Origin of the sequence: Agrobacterium sp. NPDC090273, from assembly GCF_044772305.1 — a bacterium.
Classification (GTDB): Bacteria; Pseudomonadota; Alphaproteobacteria; order Rhizobiales; family Rhizobiaceae; genus Agrobacterium.
This window is the reverse complement of record NZ_JBIVYN010000009.1, coordinates 114,797-131,988: the sequence shown is the minus strand read 5'-3', so window position 1 is coordinate 131,988 and position 17,192 is coordinate 114,797. Positions and strand designations below refer to the sequence as shown.

Annotated in this window: 17 protein-coding genes; 13 read left to right on the top strand and 4 right to left on the bottom strand. The window is 57.0% G+C overall.

What is annotated here, in order from left to right:
- The first annotated feature begins 238 nt into the window (after window positions 1-238).
- The 6 genes from ACIQT8_RS21540 to ACIQT8_RS21515 all read left to right on the top strand — a co-directional run bounded on the left by ACIQT8_RS21540 (window position 239) and on the right by ACIQT8_RS21515 (window position 6,652).
- Window positions 239-766 carry a sugar dehydrogenase complex small subunit gene (locus ACIQT8_RS21540; RefSeq protein WP_400969505.1) on the top strand — a complete coding sequence of 176 codons (528 nt, stop codon included), beginning with the start codon at window positions 239-241 and terminating at the stop codon, window positions 764-766.
- Window positions 767-795: 29 nt separating this feature from the next.
- Window positions 796-2,427, top strand: coding sequence for a GMC family oxidoreductase (locus tag ACIQT8_RS21535; RefSeq protein WP_400969502.1), 1,632 nt, complete (start codon window positions 796-798; stop codon window positions 2,425-2,427).
- A gap of 2 nt (window positions 2,428-2,429) precedes the next feature.
- Entirely contained in the window at window positions 2,430-3,866 is a 1,437-nt protein-coding gene (locus tag ACIQT8_RS21530; protein WP_400969500.1) for a c-type cytochrome, read from the top strand.
- A gap of 131 nt (window positions 3,867-3,997) precedes the next feature.
- On the top strand, window positions 3,998-5,488 hold the full coding sequence (locus tag ACIQT8_RS21525) for a sensor histidine kinase (protein WP_400969497.1): 1,491 nt from the start codon (window positions 3,998-4,000) through the stop codon (window positions 5,486-5,488).
- Entirely contained in the window at window positions 5,485-6,066 is a 582-nt protein-coding gene (locus tag ACIQT8_RS21520; protein WP_400969494.1) for a response regulator transcription factor, read from the top strand. The genes ACIQT8_RS21525 and ACIQT8_RS21520 overlap by 4 nt, the downstream gene beginning before the upstream one ends.
- A gap of 97 nt (window positions 6,067-6,163) precedes the next feature.
- The gene (locus tag ACIQT8_RS21515; RefSeq protein WP_400969491.1) at window positions 6,164-6,652 is read left to right on the top strand and encodes a heme-binding protein; all 489 of its coding nucleotides are present in this window, start codon (window positions 6,164-6,166) and stop codon (window positions 6,650-6,652) included.
- A 76-nt stretch (window positions 6,653-6,728) separates the two neighbouring features.
- Here the strand turns inward: ACIQT8_RS21515 and ACIQT8_RS21510 are convergent, their stop codons facing one another.
- Window positions 6,729-7,760, bottom strand: a complete 1,032-nt coding sequence (locus ACIQT8_RS21510; protein ID WP_400969488.1) for a D-alanyl-D-alanine carboxypeptidase family protein — start codon at window positions 7,758-7,760, stop codon at window positions 6,729-6,731.
- A 376-nt stretch (window positions 7,761-8,136) separates the two neighbouring features.
- On the opposite strand from ACIQT8_RS21510, the gene ACIQT8_RS21505 reads away from it, so the two are divergent.
- The gene (locus ACIQT8_RS21505) at window positions 8,137-8,601 is read left to right on the top strand and encodes a heme-degrading domain-containing protein (protein ID WP_400969485.1); all 465 of its coding nucleotides are present in this window, start codon (window positions 8,137-8,139) and stop codon (window positions 8,599-8,601) included.
- A 71-nt stretch (window positions 8,602-8,672) separates the two neighbouring features.
- Here ACIQT8_RS21505 and ACIQT8_RS21500 read toward each other — a convergent pair whose 3' ends face one another.
- Entirely contained in the window at window positions 8,673-9,779 is a 1,107-nt protein-coding gene (locus ACIQT8_RS21500; RefSeq protein WP_400969483.1) for an NADH:flavin oxidoreductase/NADH oxidase, read from the bottom strand.
- A gap of 105 nt (window positions 9,780-9,884) precedes the next feature.
- On the opposite strand from ACIQT8_RS21500, the gene ACIQT8_RS21495 reads away from it, so the two are divergent.
- Window positions 9,885-10,244: an ArsR/SmtB family transcription factor gene (locus tag ACIQT8_RS21495; protein WP_400969480.1), complete on the top strand. Its 360-nt coding sequence runs from the start codon at window positions 9,885-9,887 to the stop codon at window positions 10,242-10,244.
- A 15-nt stretch (window positions 10,245-10,259) separates the two neighbouring features.
- On the opposite strand, the gene ACIQT8_RS21490 is transcribed toward ACIQT8_RS21495, so the two are convergent.
- Window positions 10,260-11,102 carry a LysR family transcriptional regulator gene (locus tag ACIQT8_RS21490; protein ID WP_400969477.1) on the bottom strand — a complete coding sequence of 281 codons (843 nt, stop codon included), beginning with the start codon at window positions 11,100-11,102 and terminating at the stop codon, window positions 10,260-10,262.
- Between the two features lie 100 nt (window positions 11,103-11,202).
- On the opposite strand from ACIQT8_RS21490, the gene ACIQT8_RS21485 reads away from it, so the two are divergent.
- Both ACIQT8_RS21485 and ACIQT8_RS21480 read left to right on the top strand, forming a co-directional pair.
- A complete protein-coding gene (locus tag ACIQT8_RS21485) occupies window positions 11,203-12,441 on the top strand; it encodes an MFS transporter (RefSeq protein WP_400969474.1) in 1,239 nt (412 codons plus the stop codon).
- Between the two features lie 59 nt (window positions 12,442-12,500).
- Window positions 12,501-12,974 (top strand): GNAT family N-acetyltransferase, encoded by a 474-nt coding sequence (locus ACIQT8_RS21480; RefSeq protein ID WP_400969471.1) that lies wholly within the window; start codon window positions 12,501-12,503, stop codon window positions 12,972-12,974.
- A 1-nt stretch (window position 12,975) separates the two neighbouring features.
- On the opposite strand, the gene ACIQT8_RS21475 is transcribed toward ACIQT8_RS21480, so the two are convergent.
- Complete coding sequence (locus ACIQT8_RS21475) at window positions 12,976-13,920, bottom strand: LysR family transcriptional regulator (protein ID WP_400969468.1); 945 nt, start codon at window positions 13,918-13,920, stop codon at window positions 12,976-12,978.
- A gap of 106 nt (window positions 13,921-14,026) precedes the next feature.
- Here ACIQT8_RS21475 and argH point away from each other — a divergent pair, with 106 nt between their 5' ends.
- From argH to ACIQT8_RS21460, 3 genes are read left to right on the top strand one after another with little or no spacing between them, the layout of a single operon-like run.
- A complete protein-coding gene (gene argH, locus ACIQT8_RS21470) occupies window positions 14,027-15,487 on the top strand; it encodes an argininosuccinate lyase (protein WP_400969465.1) in 1,461 nt (486 codons plus the stop codon).
- Window positions 15,484-16,356, top strand: a complete 873-nt coding sequence (locus ACIQT8_RS21465; protein WP_400969462.1) for an amino acid ABC transporter permease — start codon at window positions 15,484-15,486, stop codon at window positions 16,354-16,356. Before argH ends, ACIQT8_RS21465 begins: the two co-directional genes overlap by 4 nt.
- Before the next feature lie 8 nt (window positions 16,357-16,364).
- Window positions 16,365-17,135, top strand: coding sequence for an amino acid ABC transporter ATP-binding protein (locus tag ACIQT8_RS21460; protein WP_400969459.1), 771 nt, complete (start codon window positions 16,365-16,367; stop codon window positions 17,133-17,135).
- Window positions 17,136-17,192: the final 57 nt, after the last annotated feature.

Genomic DNA, 17,192 nt, shown 5'->3' with positions numbered 1-17,192 from the left:
GGTAGGACGCTGCGCCTTGTTGTCGCAGACCTCCAGCATCGATGACACGACTGAATCCATGACTGAATACAGCTTCCCTCCCCATAACAACGCGTCGGCCTTTCACGAGACTCGATAGAGGCTGCCGCAGGGCAAATATTGCCCGACCTTGCCCGCTCGCGCAACGCTCCGCAACCGGCGTTTTCGCGCCTGGTTTTTCCTGCGCGGCGGTACCAATCATTGAAGTGGACGAACGATAGTGCCCCAAACAGCCAACACTTTATCTCGCCGCAGCTTGCTGCTCGGCGGAGCAAGCCTCATCGGCGGCAGCATGCTTGCGACACTCTGTCCGCCGCTGTCGCTTGCAGCGACAGATGCCGCCGACATGAGCGGGCGCTTCATGAGAATGTCCAACCTATTGATCGACCATCGGCTGAATGCCGATGTCGGCGCGCGCATCGCAGAAACGGCCTCCAAGCAATACGTCCGCTGCTCCGAAATGCTTGATGCAATCATCGCCATTGCCGAGAAAAACAACGCCAAAGTCGTCGAGGACTTCTTCTCCGACGTGCCGGATGGAGAATTGAAGGATTTCGCTTTGTGGGTGATATCTGCCTGGTATAGCGGCTGTTCCTCCGAAAAGCGCGACGCGACGGTCTTCACCTTCGAAGAAGCGCTCACCTTCAAGACGACGGGCGATATCGTGACGATCCCGTCTTACGGACTGACTGGTCCAAACATGTGGCACCGTCCAAGCGTGCCGCTCGCGGATATGCCGCGTTTCTAAGAAAACCCAGCGAAGAAAAGACCTTTCCCATGGTTACCAAGAACAGTGCCGACGTCGTCATCGTCGGAACGGGCGTCGTTGGCGTCGTTATCGCAGAACAATTGCTCGATGCCGGTCATTCCGTTTTGATGATCGAGGCCGGGCCGCGCGTTACGCGGGCCGAAGTCGTCGAGAACTTCCGAAACGCCCCACTCGGTGTCAAAGGCGATACATCCGTTGCCTATCCACCGCGTCCCTGGGCACCCCATCCGACCGGCGGAGAAAAGCCGGAAGACGCCTATCTTCAATTAAGCGGTCCCGACAGTTACGCCCAGACCTTCATTCGTTACGCCGGGGGCTCCACCTGGCACTGGGCTGGTACGTCCTGGCGCCTGACACCCGAAGACATGCGTCTTCGCTCTCTCTACGGCGTTGGCCGCGACTGGGCGTTCGATTACGACACGCTTGAGCCCTATTACGTCCGCACTGAGCAAAAGCTTGGGATCTGCGGCCCCTCTGACCCTGCGCTGCAATGGCCTCAACGCCCGCGCTCCGCGCCCTACCCCATGCCTGCTTTGCCGTTCTCTCCCGGCGAAAACCGTTTCACCGAGGTCGTAAAGACCCTGGGATACAACAACATTCCGGTCGCACAGGCGCGCAACAGCGGCATGCCCTACGATGACCGCCCCGCCTGTTGTGCCAGCAACAACTGCGTCCCGGTCTGTCCGGTTGGAGCACGATACGATGCGGCAACCTCGCTACATCGGCTGGAAAACAAAGGCGCCACGATCCTTGTCGATTCTGTCGTCTATAAGGTGGAGACCAATGCACAGAACAAGATCGAGGCTGTCCATTACCTCGATCAAAACAAACAGACACATCGTGTCACGGGCAAGCTTTTCGTGCTCGCCTGCAATGGCCTCGAAAATCCCAAGCTGCTCTTGATGTCGGCAGACGACCGCAATCCAAACGGTGTCGCCAACAGTTCCGATCAGGTCGGCCGCAACATGATGGATCACCCTCAGCTCACATTGACCGTGACGACGAAGGAACCCTTCTGGGCAGGCGTTGGACCCGTCGTCAACAGCGGCATTATGGAAACGTCCCAAGGGCCATTCCGCTCCGAACACGCTGGAGCCTATTTCCGCTTCAACAACTTCGCCCGCAACCGTTTCGTCACCTTCGCGGCCTTGAAGAAGGGGCTCGTCGGCAAGGCGCTCGACGCCGAAATCCGCCGGCTGACAGCTTGCACGGCCGATATCGTCGCTGCGCACGAAGTCCTTCCCGACCAGAACAACCGACTGACGCTATCCGAAAAGAAAGATTGGCACGGCTTGCCCAAGCCATCGATCCACTACGATGTCGGCGAGTACACCCGCAAATCTGCCGAAGTCTATTCGCTGCCGATCGGCCGTCGCATCGCCGAGGCGATGGGCGCGACCGACGTCAAGATCAGCCCCAAGTTCAACCAGAGCAAGCACATTATGGGTGGCACGATCATGGGCAATGACGCGAGCAATTCCGTTGTCGATGCCGACTGCCGTTCACACGACCACGAAAATCTCTTTATTCCCGGCGGTGGCGCCATGGCATCCACAGCCTGCGGCAACAGCACGATCACCATGACCGCTCTTGCCATCAAGGCCGGTGATGCAATCGTCAGCCAGATGCGGGGCGCATGATCATGACTACAAAGACATTCGTTCTCGCCTTGGCTCTCGGCGCTTTCCTGCCGGGCATCAGCACTGCGCAGGAGTTCTCGAAAGAACTGGTGGACAGAGGCAAATACCTCGCCACCGCCGCCGATTGCATCGCTTGCCATACAAATCATCATGGCGGCGAACCAATGGCCGGCGGCTTACCGATGGCCTCTCCCGTTGGCACGATCATGTCGACCAACATCTCGCCATCGAAACAATTCGGTATCGGAAATTACAGCGAAGCAGAATTTGCCAATGCTGTCCGAAAGGGCGTTCGTGCCGACGGCGCCAATCTTTACCCGGCGATGCCTTATGTGTCCTATTCTGTGATGACGGATGAGGACATCCACGCGCTTTATGCTTATTTCATGCAGGGTGTCGAGCCGGTTGAGAAAAAGGCGCCGCAGACCAGCCTTCCTTTCCCGATGAACATCCGGGCGTCGATGATGGGCTGGAACCTTCTGTTCCGCCCCAGCGAAACCCATGTGGATGATCCACAGCAGTCGGCCGAATGGAACCGTGGGCGATATCTCGCCGAAGGCGCTGCACACTGCAGCACCTGCCACACGCCACGCGGCTTGCTTATGCAGGAGCAGAAGGCTGCCAATCTCAGCGGTGGCCAGGTCGGCCCTTGGTATGCGCCTGACATCACCAACGACAAGGTCACCGGTATCGGTTCCTGGAGCCAGCAGGACCTCGTGACCTACCTGAAGACCGGTAGACTGGATCACCGCGCCCAGGCGGCCGGAAGCATGGCGGAAGCGATCAGCTACAGCTTCCAGCACCTGACAGATGCCGATCTCAACGCGATAGCCACTTATATTCGCAGCGTGCCATCCGCTCGCCCTGCGAAAGAGGCGGCAGCTCCGACCCGCTTCGATCTGGGCAGCGCGGCGAATGAATTGACCGGGTTCCGCGGTCAAAACTATGCAAAGGGTCTCGCCGGCGTAAATTCCGGCGCGCAAATCTACTCCGCCAATTGTGCATCGTGCCATGGCTTCAACGCTGAGGGCACCGGTGACGGATATTACCCAAGCCTGTTCAAGAACGCCGCAACTGCTGGTGACAATGGCGTCAATCTGATCGCAACGATCCTCTACGGCGTTGACCGTCATACCGAAAACGACCACGCATTCATGCCACCGTTTGGTGATCAGCCCAATGCATTGACGTCGCTTAACAACGTCGAGGTGGCATCACTTACCAACTACATCTTCAAACATTACGGGAACGCCGATCTGGTCGTAACGCCAGATGACGTTCAAGTTATCCGTAATGGCGGCCCAGCCTCCAACCTGGTGGTCATGGCACAAATTGGTGTCGGCGCCGGGGCAACCGTAGCCTTGGTTATCTTGGCTGCAGGACTTTATGTCCTGCTACGTCGGCGCCACCGTAAATCCACCATGCCGCTAGAGGGATGACCATACATTATTGACGCATAACGTGTTGCTCGCCATGCCATGGCGGGCAACCTGCTATTTTGACAAAGCTTGACAGGTCCCTGTCCACAAGACATGCCATTTTCGATGGCATCTGAACAATCGGGATCATTTTGCGAGCAGCCACACTAGGATTTTGGGCCACATTCCTCGTCACGACTTTGGTCGCCATCGGCGCGGTCGCGGTCGTCCGATACAACACGGGATTGTCGGAACTTGCTGCCACGACCCGGCAGACTGATGTCCTGCTGGCAGAAAAACTGGCGCAGCACGACGCACACCTGACGGCGCTTGCGGCAGTCGTCCGCATGTCGAACGATGAACCTGCAGAAAGCGTGCAGGGGCTCGCGCAATCCGTAAGCACGTTTTATTCACGCATTACGAACATCGCCACGATCAGGATCGAAGGCCCGATCTCGCGCGTGGTCACCTATGGCGCAGCGACAGGCCCACTTGTCTCCTTCGAACCCACAGAAGGTTTGCTCCTGCCACAAAGGCCTGGCGACACGATGGTTCGCGCAATCCCTGGCGCGCACGCCTATGACATCTACAAGCTGGTTGATTTCAATCGGCTGCTGCGGCTGAGGATCGACGCAACCCGATTGCTGGCAATCGAGCAGATGCCACCGGAGTATTCTGTAGGCCTGTCCCTCGGCGACAGTGTGCTTTTCGCGCGCCCAACGAGCGCACCTGCCATCACCTCGGCAACCGAAGCGCTTTCGTCCTCCAATGCCGGACAACCTCTGGAGCTTACAGTCAGCCGCGTTTTCGGACCGAAAGAACTGTTGCCTCCACTAGTTCTGATACCGGTTCTCGTTGTGCTGGCTGGAGCACTCTGGCTTGTTCGACAGTATCGCCATGCCAGCAGCGAGCGACGGCGTCAGGAGCAACGCGCGGCCCTGCTTGAACAAGAAACGCAGCTTGCTCATGCTGGGCGGGTAAACGCGCTCGGTGAAATGGCGTCAGGTATTGCACATGAACTGGCCCAGCCTGTGGCCGCAATGCTTGCGCAAAGCCAGGCAGCGCGCCGCGCGATCACGATCAACCGCACAGATATTCTCGAACAGGCGCTTGACGCCAATGTCCGAGAAGCCAAAAGAGCAGGAGACATTCTCGGCCGTATGCGCGCCTATATTTGCGGAGCTGATGCAAAGATCGAGAATGTGTCCTTGACTGACGCGCTGACCGGTGCACTGCGTCTGGTGGAGACCGACATTGTGCAAAGGGGCATCGTTCTGGAAACGTCGATTTCCGAGAAACCATGTCTTATCGCCATCGACGTCATTTCCTTCCAGCAGGTGATCCACAATCTGATCCGCAATGCTGTTGACGCGCTGGTCAACCGCCCGGCCCCGCACATCAGAATTTCGGCTGAACCTCAAGGAAAGGAAGTGATCATCACTGTCCGCGACAACGGTCCGGGCTTGGACCCTGCCTTGATCGAGCGCATATTCGAACCATTCTTCACGACGAAGAAAGACGGGATGGGTCTTGGCCTGCCGCTTTGCGCACGCCTCATCGAAAAAATGAACGGCACCCTTGAAGCACACAATGATGATGGCGCCTGTTTTACGATCCGCATGCCATTGGGGAGCGCCGAATGATCTACGTCGTCGATGATGATGTCTCCGTTCGCGAAGCCCTTTCTCTGCTTCTCGCCACCTACGGCAAAGAGGTGACCGCTTTTTCCGATGCCGCCCATCTTCTTGCCCATCTGGACAAAGCAAAGCCAGGTGTTCTCATTCTGGATCTGCGCATGCCAGCAACCAGCGGACTTCAGCTTCTAAAAAAACTGTCCGAGATGGATATAGATTGGCCGGCGATCATGATCACCGGGCACGGCGATATCGAAGCCTGTCGTCGCGCTTTCAAGGCAGGCGTCATGGATTTTCTGGTGAAGCCGGTCGACGAACATGTACTGATTGACGCGATCACATCATGCGAAGCCAAGCTGTCCGAATTGATGGCACAGCATGAAACGGGCAAGCTGCTGGAGCAACTCACCAGCCGCGAGCGCGAAGTCATCGACCTTGTCACAAAAGGTTTCGGCAGCAAAGAGATCGCGGCCGCGCTCAGTGTATCGATCCGTACCGTGGACAGCCACCGGGCAAATATTGCGCTGAAACTTGGAACGCCTGCCGTTGCCGAGCAGACGCGTATCTGGCTTGCGCTTAATCGGTAATCCTACCGATAGAGGTCGGTGTCTCTGCGAATTTTGGCAATGTCTCTCTTTGGCTAAATATGTCTCCAGCAACACCAGCAACTGGAGACCCACGGATATGAAAAACGTTCTGCTTTCGATCGCACTTTCAACCGCTTTCGCAAGCTGCGCCTTCGCACAAGACACCGTCAAGCAGACGAGCCTTGGCACGGCTGCGGCAGTCGAACTGGCGAACGCAGCAGTCGCCGCGTGCTCTGCCGAAGGTTACAATGTTGCGGCAGCCGTCACCGACCGGGCTGGCATCCTGCTGGCACTGGTTCGAGCTGAAAACGCTGGTGCCCACACGGCAAATGCCGCCACGGCCAAGGCATACACATCGGCATCCTCACGCAATCCAACTAGCGGGGTGGCCGAAACCGTCTCGAAAAACCCCGCAGCTGCCGGTCTCGTCGACATTCCGGGCTTCCTGGTCCTGGCGGGAGGCATTCCGCTCAAGCTCGGAAAAGACACCATCGGTGCAATCGGCGTTGGTGGTGCGCCCGGCGGTCAACTCGATGAGGCTTGCGCTACGAAGGCGATCGAGAAACTTGCTGACCGGCTGAAGTAAGCTTCAATGAGCTATGACCAGCGCCTGCCAATGACTTGCGGGCGCTGGTCTTCTCTATTCTGGCAATAGGCGTACGTCACTGCGTGACGGGGCGCGGAGCAGGTAACGGCACACTCTCAACGGTTTCGCTGGCCCATGTGCGGATGGCGTAGACCTGGCTTGGCCCCTCACCTTCCAAATAGGTTTCGTGGCCGGGCAACCCCATTGGGTAAAGTGCTTCACGGCTGGTCTCGTAAGCCGCGCTCTGGTTGGTACAGAGACGTATCCGCATATCTTCCGGCGCGACCTCCGGCCTGTTTGGAATGTCATCCACGCGCTCAGCACGTGCCGCCAATTGCCCGTCGAAGGCCTGAGTGAGGTACTGCGCGGAACGCTCATTGCGTTCTCTCTCCGTGGTCGCACCGAGCACGACGACCATAACCTGCTTGCCATTGCGCGTGGCAAGGCCGACATAGTTTCTCCCCGACGCACAGAGAAAACCGGTTTTCATTCCAATCGTGCCGGGGTAGCGGCTCAGGAGCAAATTGTTCGACTTGATCTCCTTGCCGTCGATGGTCACTGCCGTGGCCTGGAAGAAATGGCGGTACTCGGGAAACAGCCGATCAATTTCCATACCAAGGATCGCAAGATCACGGGCCGTTGAATAATTCTGCCGGCTGAAAAGACCGTTCGGACTGGCGAAATGCGTTCCAGTCATCCCAAGCTGCGCGGCCCTCTCGTTCATGCGGGCAACGAATGTTGGTTCGCTGGATGCAACGGTTTCGGCCAAAGCGACCGCCACGTCATTTGCAGACGCGGTAATCGTCGCATAAAGCGCATCCTCGATCGTCATCGTTCGGCCAAATGTGAGGCCGGACTCCAAAAACGCCTGTTTCGTCGCGTTACGCGACATCACAACAGGCGTCTTCAGGCTCACGACATTTGCATGAAGAGCCTCGAAGGTCAGCAGAGCCGTCATCATTTTGGTTGTCGAGGCCGGATACCAAGGCACGCCGGCATCCTCCTGATAAAGCACATCACGACTTGCGACATCCACAACCAGCACCGGCGTTGCACTGGCCGGCACGCTCGCCAGGCAAGAGGCAACAAGCAAAGCGCCTTTGAACATTCGCTTCGTCGGCTGTTTTCCCGGCATATCCGGGTTGCCAGGTAAGCCGCATCCTAGACGATGAAAAATGGAATGCTTTGAGAATAACATGGGCAGATGCTTTGGCTGTGGTCGGTTCATGTGAGATAGGGAAGATCGAGCTGATGTGTCGAAGCCGGCGCAAGATCAGAAAAACAAGATGTTCGAATACTACCAGTACCACCGACAGCGCAATGGCTAACGCTTCCACATCACGAGAAACTGTTCGGCTCTGACGGGCATCTGCGAGATCGGTTTGGACTAAGCACAGACACTTCCTGACGAATTGATATCCGCGTTCCGAGACGATAACGTCACGCACGGAAGATCGGGTTTCCTTAGCAAAAACGAGAACATGATGAGTGATTTGAAGACCGTCCTGGAGCAGGAACGCAGACTTGTCCTGCCGAAGTTTGATGAAGATATCGCGTTCGAGCTTGGAACAAGCGGCTGGAGAATTGCCACCGAGCGGCAATTACCAATTGCCATCGATATCAGAACGTTCGACCGTCAGATTGTCTATCTGTCGCGCCCAGGCGCCTCCTCAAACAACAGCGAATGGGTGAGACGCAAGGCAAACACGGTGCGCCGGTTCCTGAAGTCAACCTATCGCATCGTGCTCGAGCAGGGTCGCGAAGGTGAGTTTTCAGCGAAGACCGGTGCCGATATCGCTGACTACGTCATGGCAGGCGGTGGCTTCCCGATTGTCGTACAGAACGCCGGAATTATCGGAAGCCTGACGATCTCAGGTCTGACCGGGGAAGAAGATCATGCTCTTGCAGCCCAGATCCTCACGGAGCATCTGAAAATCGATCCAGCGTAAGCGGGATTTTTGGCGATACCCGCAAAGGGTTGAAAGCATACCCCGACTTAAGCGTCGGGGTATGCTTGATGTTAGAGGGCCTTGAACAAGGTTTTCAGGGTCGCCGGCTGACTGCGGTGATATTGAGGAGCGGCGGAAACTTCGCCACCGAGCGCTGCGGCAGCATGCCATGGCCAACGTGGATCATAGAGGATCGTGCGGGCCAGACCGATCAGATCGGCATCTCCCGTCGCAACAATACCTTCCGCCTGAGATGGCTCGGTGATCAATCCGACAGCAACGACCGGCATATTCACGGCAGCCTTCACAACGCGCGCGAACGGCACCTGGTAGCTAGGAGAAACAGGGATCTTCTGCTCGACATGCAGGCCGCCAGTCGAAACATTGATCGCATCGCAGCCACGCAGCTCGAGAGCTTTGGCAAATTCAACCGTTTCCTCGAGATTCCAGCCACCATCGTACCAATCTGTCGCGGAAACACGGACAGAGACAGTCTTGTCTGCTGGGAAGGCCGCGCGCACCGCATCAAAGACTTCCAACGGAAAGCGCATCCGGTTTTCGAGGCTTCCACCGTATTCATCCGTTCGCTGATTGGCGAGCGGCGACAGGAACGAGTGGAGCAGATAACCATGCGCGGCGTGTATCTGTACAGCATCGATGCCGATACGAGCGGCACGGACGGCAGCTTCTGCGAAAGCGTCGCGGATCGCGTTCATGCGCTCGCGGGTGAGTTCAGTCGGCGCATTGTCGGTCGATTTGAATGCGACAGGCGACGGCCCCTCGGTTTGCCAACCATTCTTGTGGTCTGGCGCAATCTGCCCACCACCCTGCCAAGGTAGATCCGTCGATGCTTTTCGTCCGGCATGAGCAAGTTGGATAGCAATCGGGATGTTCGACCACTTCCTGACGCCCTCGAGTGTTTTGCGCATCGCATCTTCAGTTGCGTTATCGTACAAGCCGACGTCGGCGTAGCTGATGCGCCCTTCAGGTACAACTGCTGTCGCCTCGATCGTCAGCAAACCAGCGCCGGAAAGGGCAAGCTGCCCAAGATGAATAAGGTGCCAATCCGTCATGCAACCGTCGACGGCCGAGTAGGTGCACATGGGAGCAATGGTGATACGGTTCTCGAGTTCGAGGTTACGGATCTTGAAGGGTGTAAAAAGTTGGGGTTGGGGCATGAGGTCACCTTTGGTATGGGATAGGCCATACCTAGGATGCAAGCGGGTATGCGTCAAGCCATACCTTAGACTTGCACCAGGCAGCCAATCCTCGTAATTTACAGTATGCCAGAAATTCTTCCCCAGCCCACGCGTGATGAACTCGACCTCAGCGTCGTGTTTTCCACCCTGTCCGATCCCTTGCGTCGCACGGTGATTGCCATTCTGGCGACGCTCCCGGATTGCACTGAGCGCAACTGCGCATCGTTCGGCTTTCCGGTCGCCAAAGCGTCGCTGACCCACCACTTCAAAATTCTTCGCGAAGCGGGTTTGATCAGCCAGATCGACTACGGGAACCGTCGCGCGTCCTCGCTTCGTCGTGACGACATTGACGCCCGGTTCCCGGGCCTTATCGCTCTTTTGATGGAAGAGCTGGAGCGGGATGGTGGTGTCGACAAAGCTGTCGCCTCAACCGGAAAACGTTGAGCCATCATTGCTGCTTCACGATGACTGAAAAGCACGTGTTATCCGTCGAAGTACAGCGTTGGCGTGATCCCCCGTCACCGCAGAAATCATCACGACATCCAACGTTGGAAGCTCTGGTAGAAGAGTGCCGTTGATATCCCGCACCCCGGCAGGTGCTGCGCTCTGCGCCAGAAGTGCAACGCCGATCCCAGCTTCAGCCGCCGCCCCCACAGCCGTTGCTCCAGTCCCTACAAAGACCTCACGCCAGGCAATATTCGCGCTCTCCAGAGATCGAAGCGCCATGGCGCGCAGATTGCAGGGTTCCGGTTGAAGCACGAGAGGTACAGGGGCGTCCGGAGGCAGACTGAAGTCCACGCTGCAGTACCAGTTGAAGTTTTCCTGAAACAAGGTCTCACCGTCGCGACGGATATCGTCATGCCGTAACACGACGATCGCGTCGAGCTCGCCGGAATCGTAAAGTTCGAGCAGCGTTCTTGTGCCGGCGGTTCGAAGATGAAGCGTTACGCTCGTCTCCCGTTCACTCACAACACGAAGGATGCGGGGCAGATCGGCACCGATCAAGTGATGCGTGACACCAATCGCAAGACGCGTTGGTTCTTTACCAAAAACATCAAGGGCGCGACGGCCCGCAGCAACATAAGCACGTGCCGGCTCCAGGAAACGCTCACCTGCCGCCGTCAAACGGACGCGACGCGGTGTTCGTTCGACAAGACGATGCCCCAGCATGTCTTCGAGCCTGCGCAAGCGCAGGGAGATCGCGGCTTGCGTCGTGCTCATCACTCCAGCAACCCGAGTGAATGACTGTAATTCGGCGACGAGAAGAAAAGCCTCGACGGCTTCGAGATCAAGGGAGCGCATACATCTATAACAAACTGTTATCGCTGAAATGCGCAAGCCCCTAATTCTGCAGACTTTAATAGAGCGCTATTCCGACGAGAACTCTCGATAGGATTTTCTCGTGTCATCACAAATTTCACCGCCCTCCCCCACATCCGCAGTTCCCGTCGTCCCTCGAATATGGGCAGTCCTTGCAGTGGCGGTAGGCACTCAAACTGCAGGCTCCTTTGTTTCGCAAGGGGTTTACATCCTCGTACCCTTCTGGCGCGAAGCGTTCGGCGTCTCCCTCGCATCAGCCTCACTGGCTGTGACCGTCATGAACGGCGTCCAGATAGCAACCATGTTCATGCTTGGTCGCGCCATTGACAGTCACGGTGAACGCCGCATCGTCGGCATTGCAATGCTCGGTATGGCAATCGCTATGGCCTGCGCTGCGACATTCGCAGACAGCCTGCTGGCACTACTTCTCTGCATGGCATTTTTGGGTGGCACCTACGCTGCGGTGCAGCCAGGCGGTACACGTGCGATCATGCGCTGGTTTCCACCGGCAAAACGCGGCATAGCCACGGGCTTCAGACAGGCCGCTGTTCCTTTTGGAACGATGATCGCAGCAGCTCTTCTCCCCTTCATCGCAGTTCAGCACGGCTGGCATGCTGCGGCTTGGCTCAGCGCCGCTGTTTCCTTAGCCGGCGCCGCACTTTTCTGGGGATTATACCGTGAAGGAGGCGATCTCGCCGCCAAAACCGAGCGACCACTTCCACTGTCGCAACTCGTTCGCACCGTTGGGCAAAACAGGAATTTCTGGCCTGCATTGCGCCTGGGCATTGCCATGTCCGCATTCCAGTTTACCTTCACGGCACACATCATCGGCTTTCTCGCAGATGGTTTGGGACTTGGGCTTTTCGCAGCCTCATCCATGTTTGCCGCAACGCAGCTTGTCGGAATTCCCGGTCGCATCCTGTTGCCGTGGATTAGCGATAGCTTCCGGCCCGGGCGTCGCAGCCAATCCTTCGGCCGCGTGTCCGTGGTTGCCGCAAGCGCTGCCGCGACGCTTGCGGCTTTACCCTTGGGAACTCCCACACCAGTCATTTTACTCGTTCTTGTTGGCCTCGGTATTTTTGGAATTGGCTGGTTTCCGCTCTACCTTCTTGAAATCGCGGAAAGTGCACCGAAAGGTTCGATCGCATCTACCGTTGCCTTCGCCTCCACGATCTGTTTGGCGGTCATGGCACTAGGCCCTTTTGTCTTCGGACTTCTCGTCGACCATTCTGGCTATGGCCTGGCGTGGTCGGCACTCGTCGTGCCGGTGTTCGTCACGGCGCTGCCTCTGGCCATATCATCACCGTCTCATCCGAAATAGTTGCAGATGACCGGCGCCATGTCGTTAATGGAGGTCATGATCGCCGGGAGAAGAAAAGAATGGCTTACCTCGTCCAAAGGCTGGAACAGCATTCCGAACTGCTCGGTGAGTTTGCCGAACTGCTGGAAGAAATGCAGGCGCACTACGACGTGCCCTGCCCCACCCGCGAAAACATTCTGAACGGATTGAAGGAACGGCCCGACGCGTCCGAGATCATTATCATCACCGAACAGGGCACTATCCTTGGCTTTGCTGCCTTTAGCGCACTCTACCCCGGCCCTTATCTGCAACCCGGTCTTTTCCTGAAAGAACTTTATGTCCGGCAGCGCTACCGAAGCCGGGGCATCGGTCAAAAATTGCTCGCGCACTTGGCACAGCTTGCCGTGGAGCGCGGGCTTTCGCGGATCGATTGGACGGCAGATGCGAATGACGACCGCTTGTTGCGCTTCTATGACAACATTGGCGGCACGCAGAAACCGGAGAAGATCTTCTATCGTCTCGACGGAGAGGCGCTGAAACGGCTGGCGAACTGAACTAGTCTCTCATCGTCCGGGCTTCTTCATAGAGCCATTGCTCGAAAAGGCGCATGGACTGGCTGGTCGGAATATTGCCAGGCTTGGTGAACCAATATCCGAGGTCGCTCCGGTATCCCATTCCGCCGGGATTGACGAGACGCCCGGCAACAAGGTCATCGACGATCAGACCGTGCGGGATAAGCGCCATGCCCTGCCCCGCAAGTGCTGCGCGGATGACCATGGTGTAATAACCGAAACGCATGGTGTGGCGGATTTCAAGGCCTTTTCGGTCATTCGCCTCGGCAAAAAAAGGCCAGTGAAACGGGGTCTGCGGATGCTCCAGCATCACCCCTCTTGAAACGGCTTCGATGGTGCCATGGTCACCTAACTTTTCCCAGTAGGAGGCGGCACTGACCAGGCGGACGTCATTGCCGAACAGATAGGCACCTTCTTCTTCAGCACCGGGGCAGATGACAAATCGCACGCTTCCGTCCGGCACCTCGGTCTGCGCCTTCGAGACAAAGGTGGTGAACTGCACTTCGATTTCCGGATGTGCCTCGGTAAATTGTGCAAAGCGCGGCAACAACCAACGATCTCCGAAGATCGGCGGCACCTGAAGACGAAGCACGCGCGGTCCCGGCCTGAGGCGCGCGACCTTCAGCGCAGCATCTTCCATGGCCTTTATGGCCGTTCGGGCATGGTCAATGTAGATGGCACCCAATTCGGTCGGAACCATGCCGTTCGGTGTTCGTGAAAAAGCCGGGCCACCAATGATATCTTCAAGTCCGATCAACTGCTTACTGACTGCACTTTGAGACAGTGCCAGCGGCTCGGCTGCAGCGCTCGTTGACCCGCGCTCTGCCACCGCGAGCAAAACCTGCAACGCCGTCATCGATGGAAATTGTTTGCGACCGGACACTTTGACCTCGCCGTTAGTCGCTTTCAGCCTAGTCCCCAAAACCATGACTGGCTAGTCGTTTTTGTCATAGGCCAAGGAATTAACTTCGCTTGCCCGAATTGGCATCACATGGGAGCGTTGCCTCAACATTAAACAAAAAAGGGAACAAAACATGTCGGAGCCGACCCAGCTCTGGGGTGGACGATTCAAGTCCGGCCCCTCGGAAGCACTTGCCAATCTTTCTCGCTCGCACCCCACATATTTCCGGCTTTACCGGGAAGATCTGGCTGGTTCGCGTGCACATGCCTCGGAACTGAAACGCGCCGGCGTGCTGGACGAGGCGGAATTCACCACCATCCGCGAAACGCTCGATCATATCGAAACGGATGTTGCCAGCGGAAACGAAAAGCCTATCGCTTCCGATGAGGACATTCATACCTTTCTCGAGCGCCTCTTGATGCAGCGCCTTGGCGTGCTGGGAGGAAAGTTGCGTGCTGGACGTTCGCGCAATGACCAGACGTCCAACAACACGCGTCTTTATCTTCGCCGCAAGGCACGCGAACTCGCTCTCGGCGTCGTCGCCGTCGAAGAAGCACTCGTTCTTCAAGCCACAAGGCACACCGAAACGGTTATGCCTGGTTTCACCCACTTGCAGCCGGCACAGCCAGTCGTGCTTGGCCATCACCTCATGGCACATGCGCAAAGCCTGTTGCGCGACATGGAGCGCTTTGAAGATTTCGACCGGCGCTTTGACCGTTCACCGCTCGGTGCGGCGGCACTAGCAGGCTCTGGTATCGCTTGCCGCCCGGATCTATCCGCCATCGAACTTGGCTACGCTGCAGCCTGCGAAAACTCCATCGACGCCGTCTCCGCTCGGGATCATGTCGCCGAGTTCCTGTTCATCTGCTCGCTGGTCGCTGTCAGCCTTTCTCGCCTCGCAGAAGAAATCTGCATCTGGAGCTCCAAGCAGTTTAGCTGGGTCAAGTTGCACGATTCCTATTCGACCGGCTCCTCCATCATGCCGCAGAAGAAGAACCCGGACATTGCCGAACTGACGCGTGGCATGAGCGGCACCCTCATTGGCAACATTGCCGGTTTCCTGGCGACGATGAAGGCCATGCCGCTGGCCTATAACCGTGATCTCGCAGAGGACAAGCGAGCTTTGTTCGAAAGCATCGATGTTATCGAACTTATCTTGCCTGCTTTTGCAGGCATGGTTGAAACACTGGAGTTCGACGTTGCAAAGCTACGCGAAGAAGCACCAAAGGGCTTCACACTCGCAACCGAAGTGGCTGATTGGCTCGTGTCCCAGAATGTGCCTTTCGCACAGGCGCACGACATAACCGGGGCTGTTGTCCGCTATTGCGAGGAACGTGGCCACGATCTGGCCGGTTTGACAGCAGATGATCTCCCGCACATCGATGAACGCCTTAACCCTGGCGTTCTTGAAGCCATCACGCTGGAAGGCGCGCTTGCAAGCCGCCATGGCTATGGCTCGACATCCCCGGTTCGGGTCCGCGAGCAGATCAAGCGTTTCACCACGATACTGGACGCAAAGAAGACGTTCGCCACCAGCACACTGAACCTGCCCGGCAGCGATGCCACGGGGCTGCGTGAAAGAGGTGCGCGATGACCATCACCGATACCCACCCAGCATCGCTTGAAAAAAAATACGAGATTGCGCATCTGACACTCGTTCCCAAGCGCCATATCGGGCGTATGGTAGCGGCCGCAGTGGTTCTTCTCGCGCTCGCAGCAATCATCCGCGCTTTCAGCGTCGGCCAGATCGAATGGAGCTATGTTCGCGATTTCCTTTTCGCTCCCGCCATTCTGGATGGATTGAGAAACACGCTGTTGATGACGGTTGCGGCCATGACACTGGGGATCGTTCTCGGTGTTGTCATTGCCATCATGCGTGTATCTGGCAATCCGGTATTGTCTTCGATCGCCGTCGGATATGTCTGGATTTTCCGTGGTGCGCCAGCGCTGCTTCAGCTGATGATCTGGTTCAATCTGGCTCTGATCTTCCCAACCATGGGGATTCCTGGCCTGTTCGAGTTCCGCACCGTCGACATCATGACGCCCTTCGTTGCGGCCATGCTCGGGCTTGGCATTTCTCAAGGCGCCTATACGTCGGAAGTCGTTCGTAGCGGGCTGCTTTCCGTCGACAGCGGACAATATGAGGCTGCGCGTTCCATCGGCATGACGCAGATGATGATGTTGCGTCGCATCGTCCTTCCTCAGGCCATGAGGGTGATGGTTCCTCCTATCGGCAACGAGGTGATCGGCATGGTCAAACTGACGTCATTGGCAAGCGTCATCCAGTACTCAGAGATCCTGCACAACGCTCAGATTATCTATTTCGCCAACACCCGTGTTCTTGAATTGCTGCTGGTTGCAAGCTTCTGGTATCTCGCCGTCGTCTCCGTCCTGTCGGTCGCTCAGCACTATATCGAGCGATATTTTGGTCGTGGCAGCAAAGCTGTCAGCGCTTCGATGTGAGGTCCGTCATGAGCAAGAACATCATTGTAAAAGCAGTCGACGTTACCAAGCTTTATGGCACCTTCGCCGCGCTTGATCAGGTCAGTCTCGAAATTGCCAAAGGAGAGGTCTGCTGCATCATCGGCCCTTCCGGATCAGGCAAAAGTACCTTTCTGCGATGCATCAATCAGCTTGAGAAAATGAACTCTGGAGCGATCTGGGTCGGAGACGAGTTGATCGGGTACCGCCGCGAAGGCAACAACCTCTATGAGGTGAGCGACGCCGAGATTTCCAGGCAACGCCGTCGCATCGGCATGGTCTTCCAGCGCTTCAACCTCTTTCCGCACAAGACCGCCCTTGAAAACATCATGGAAGGCCCTATCCATGTCCTGGGCGAGCCTGTGGCAGACGTTCGTAACCGTGCCCTTGAGCTACTGGCCAGGGTCGGTCTGTCGGATAAAGCCGATCATTATCCTTCACAATTGTCGGGCGGCCAGCAGCAACGAGTCGCGATTGCGCGGTCAATGTGCATGCGACCCGATTTGATCCTCTTTGACGAACCAACCTCTGCACTTGATCCGGAACTGGTGTCCGAAGTGCTTGACGTCATGAAGGCGCTTGCCGCGAGCGGCATGACAATGATCGTGGTCACCCACGAACTGGGCTTTGCCCGCAACGTCGCCAATACCGTTGCCTTCATGGAGGCCGGAAAGATGGTCGAAGTCGGTCCTGCGGCCGAGGTGTTGGGAGCACCGAAAAGTCCGCGCACTGCCGAATTCATCAAGGCCGTTCACAGTTAATGCCAGCAGGAACGGCCAAAACCGTCGCCTTGCGATAATCCTATCAACCCAACCACG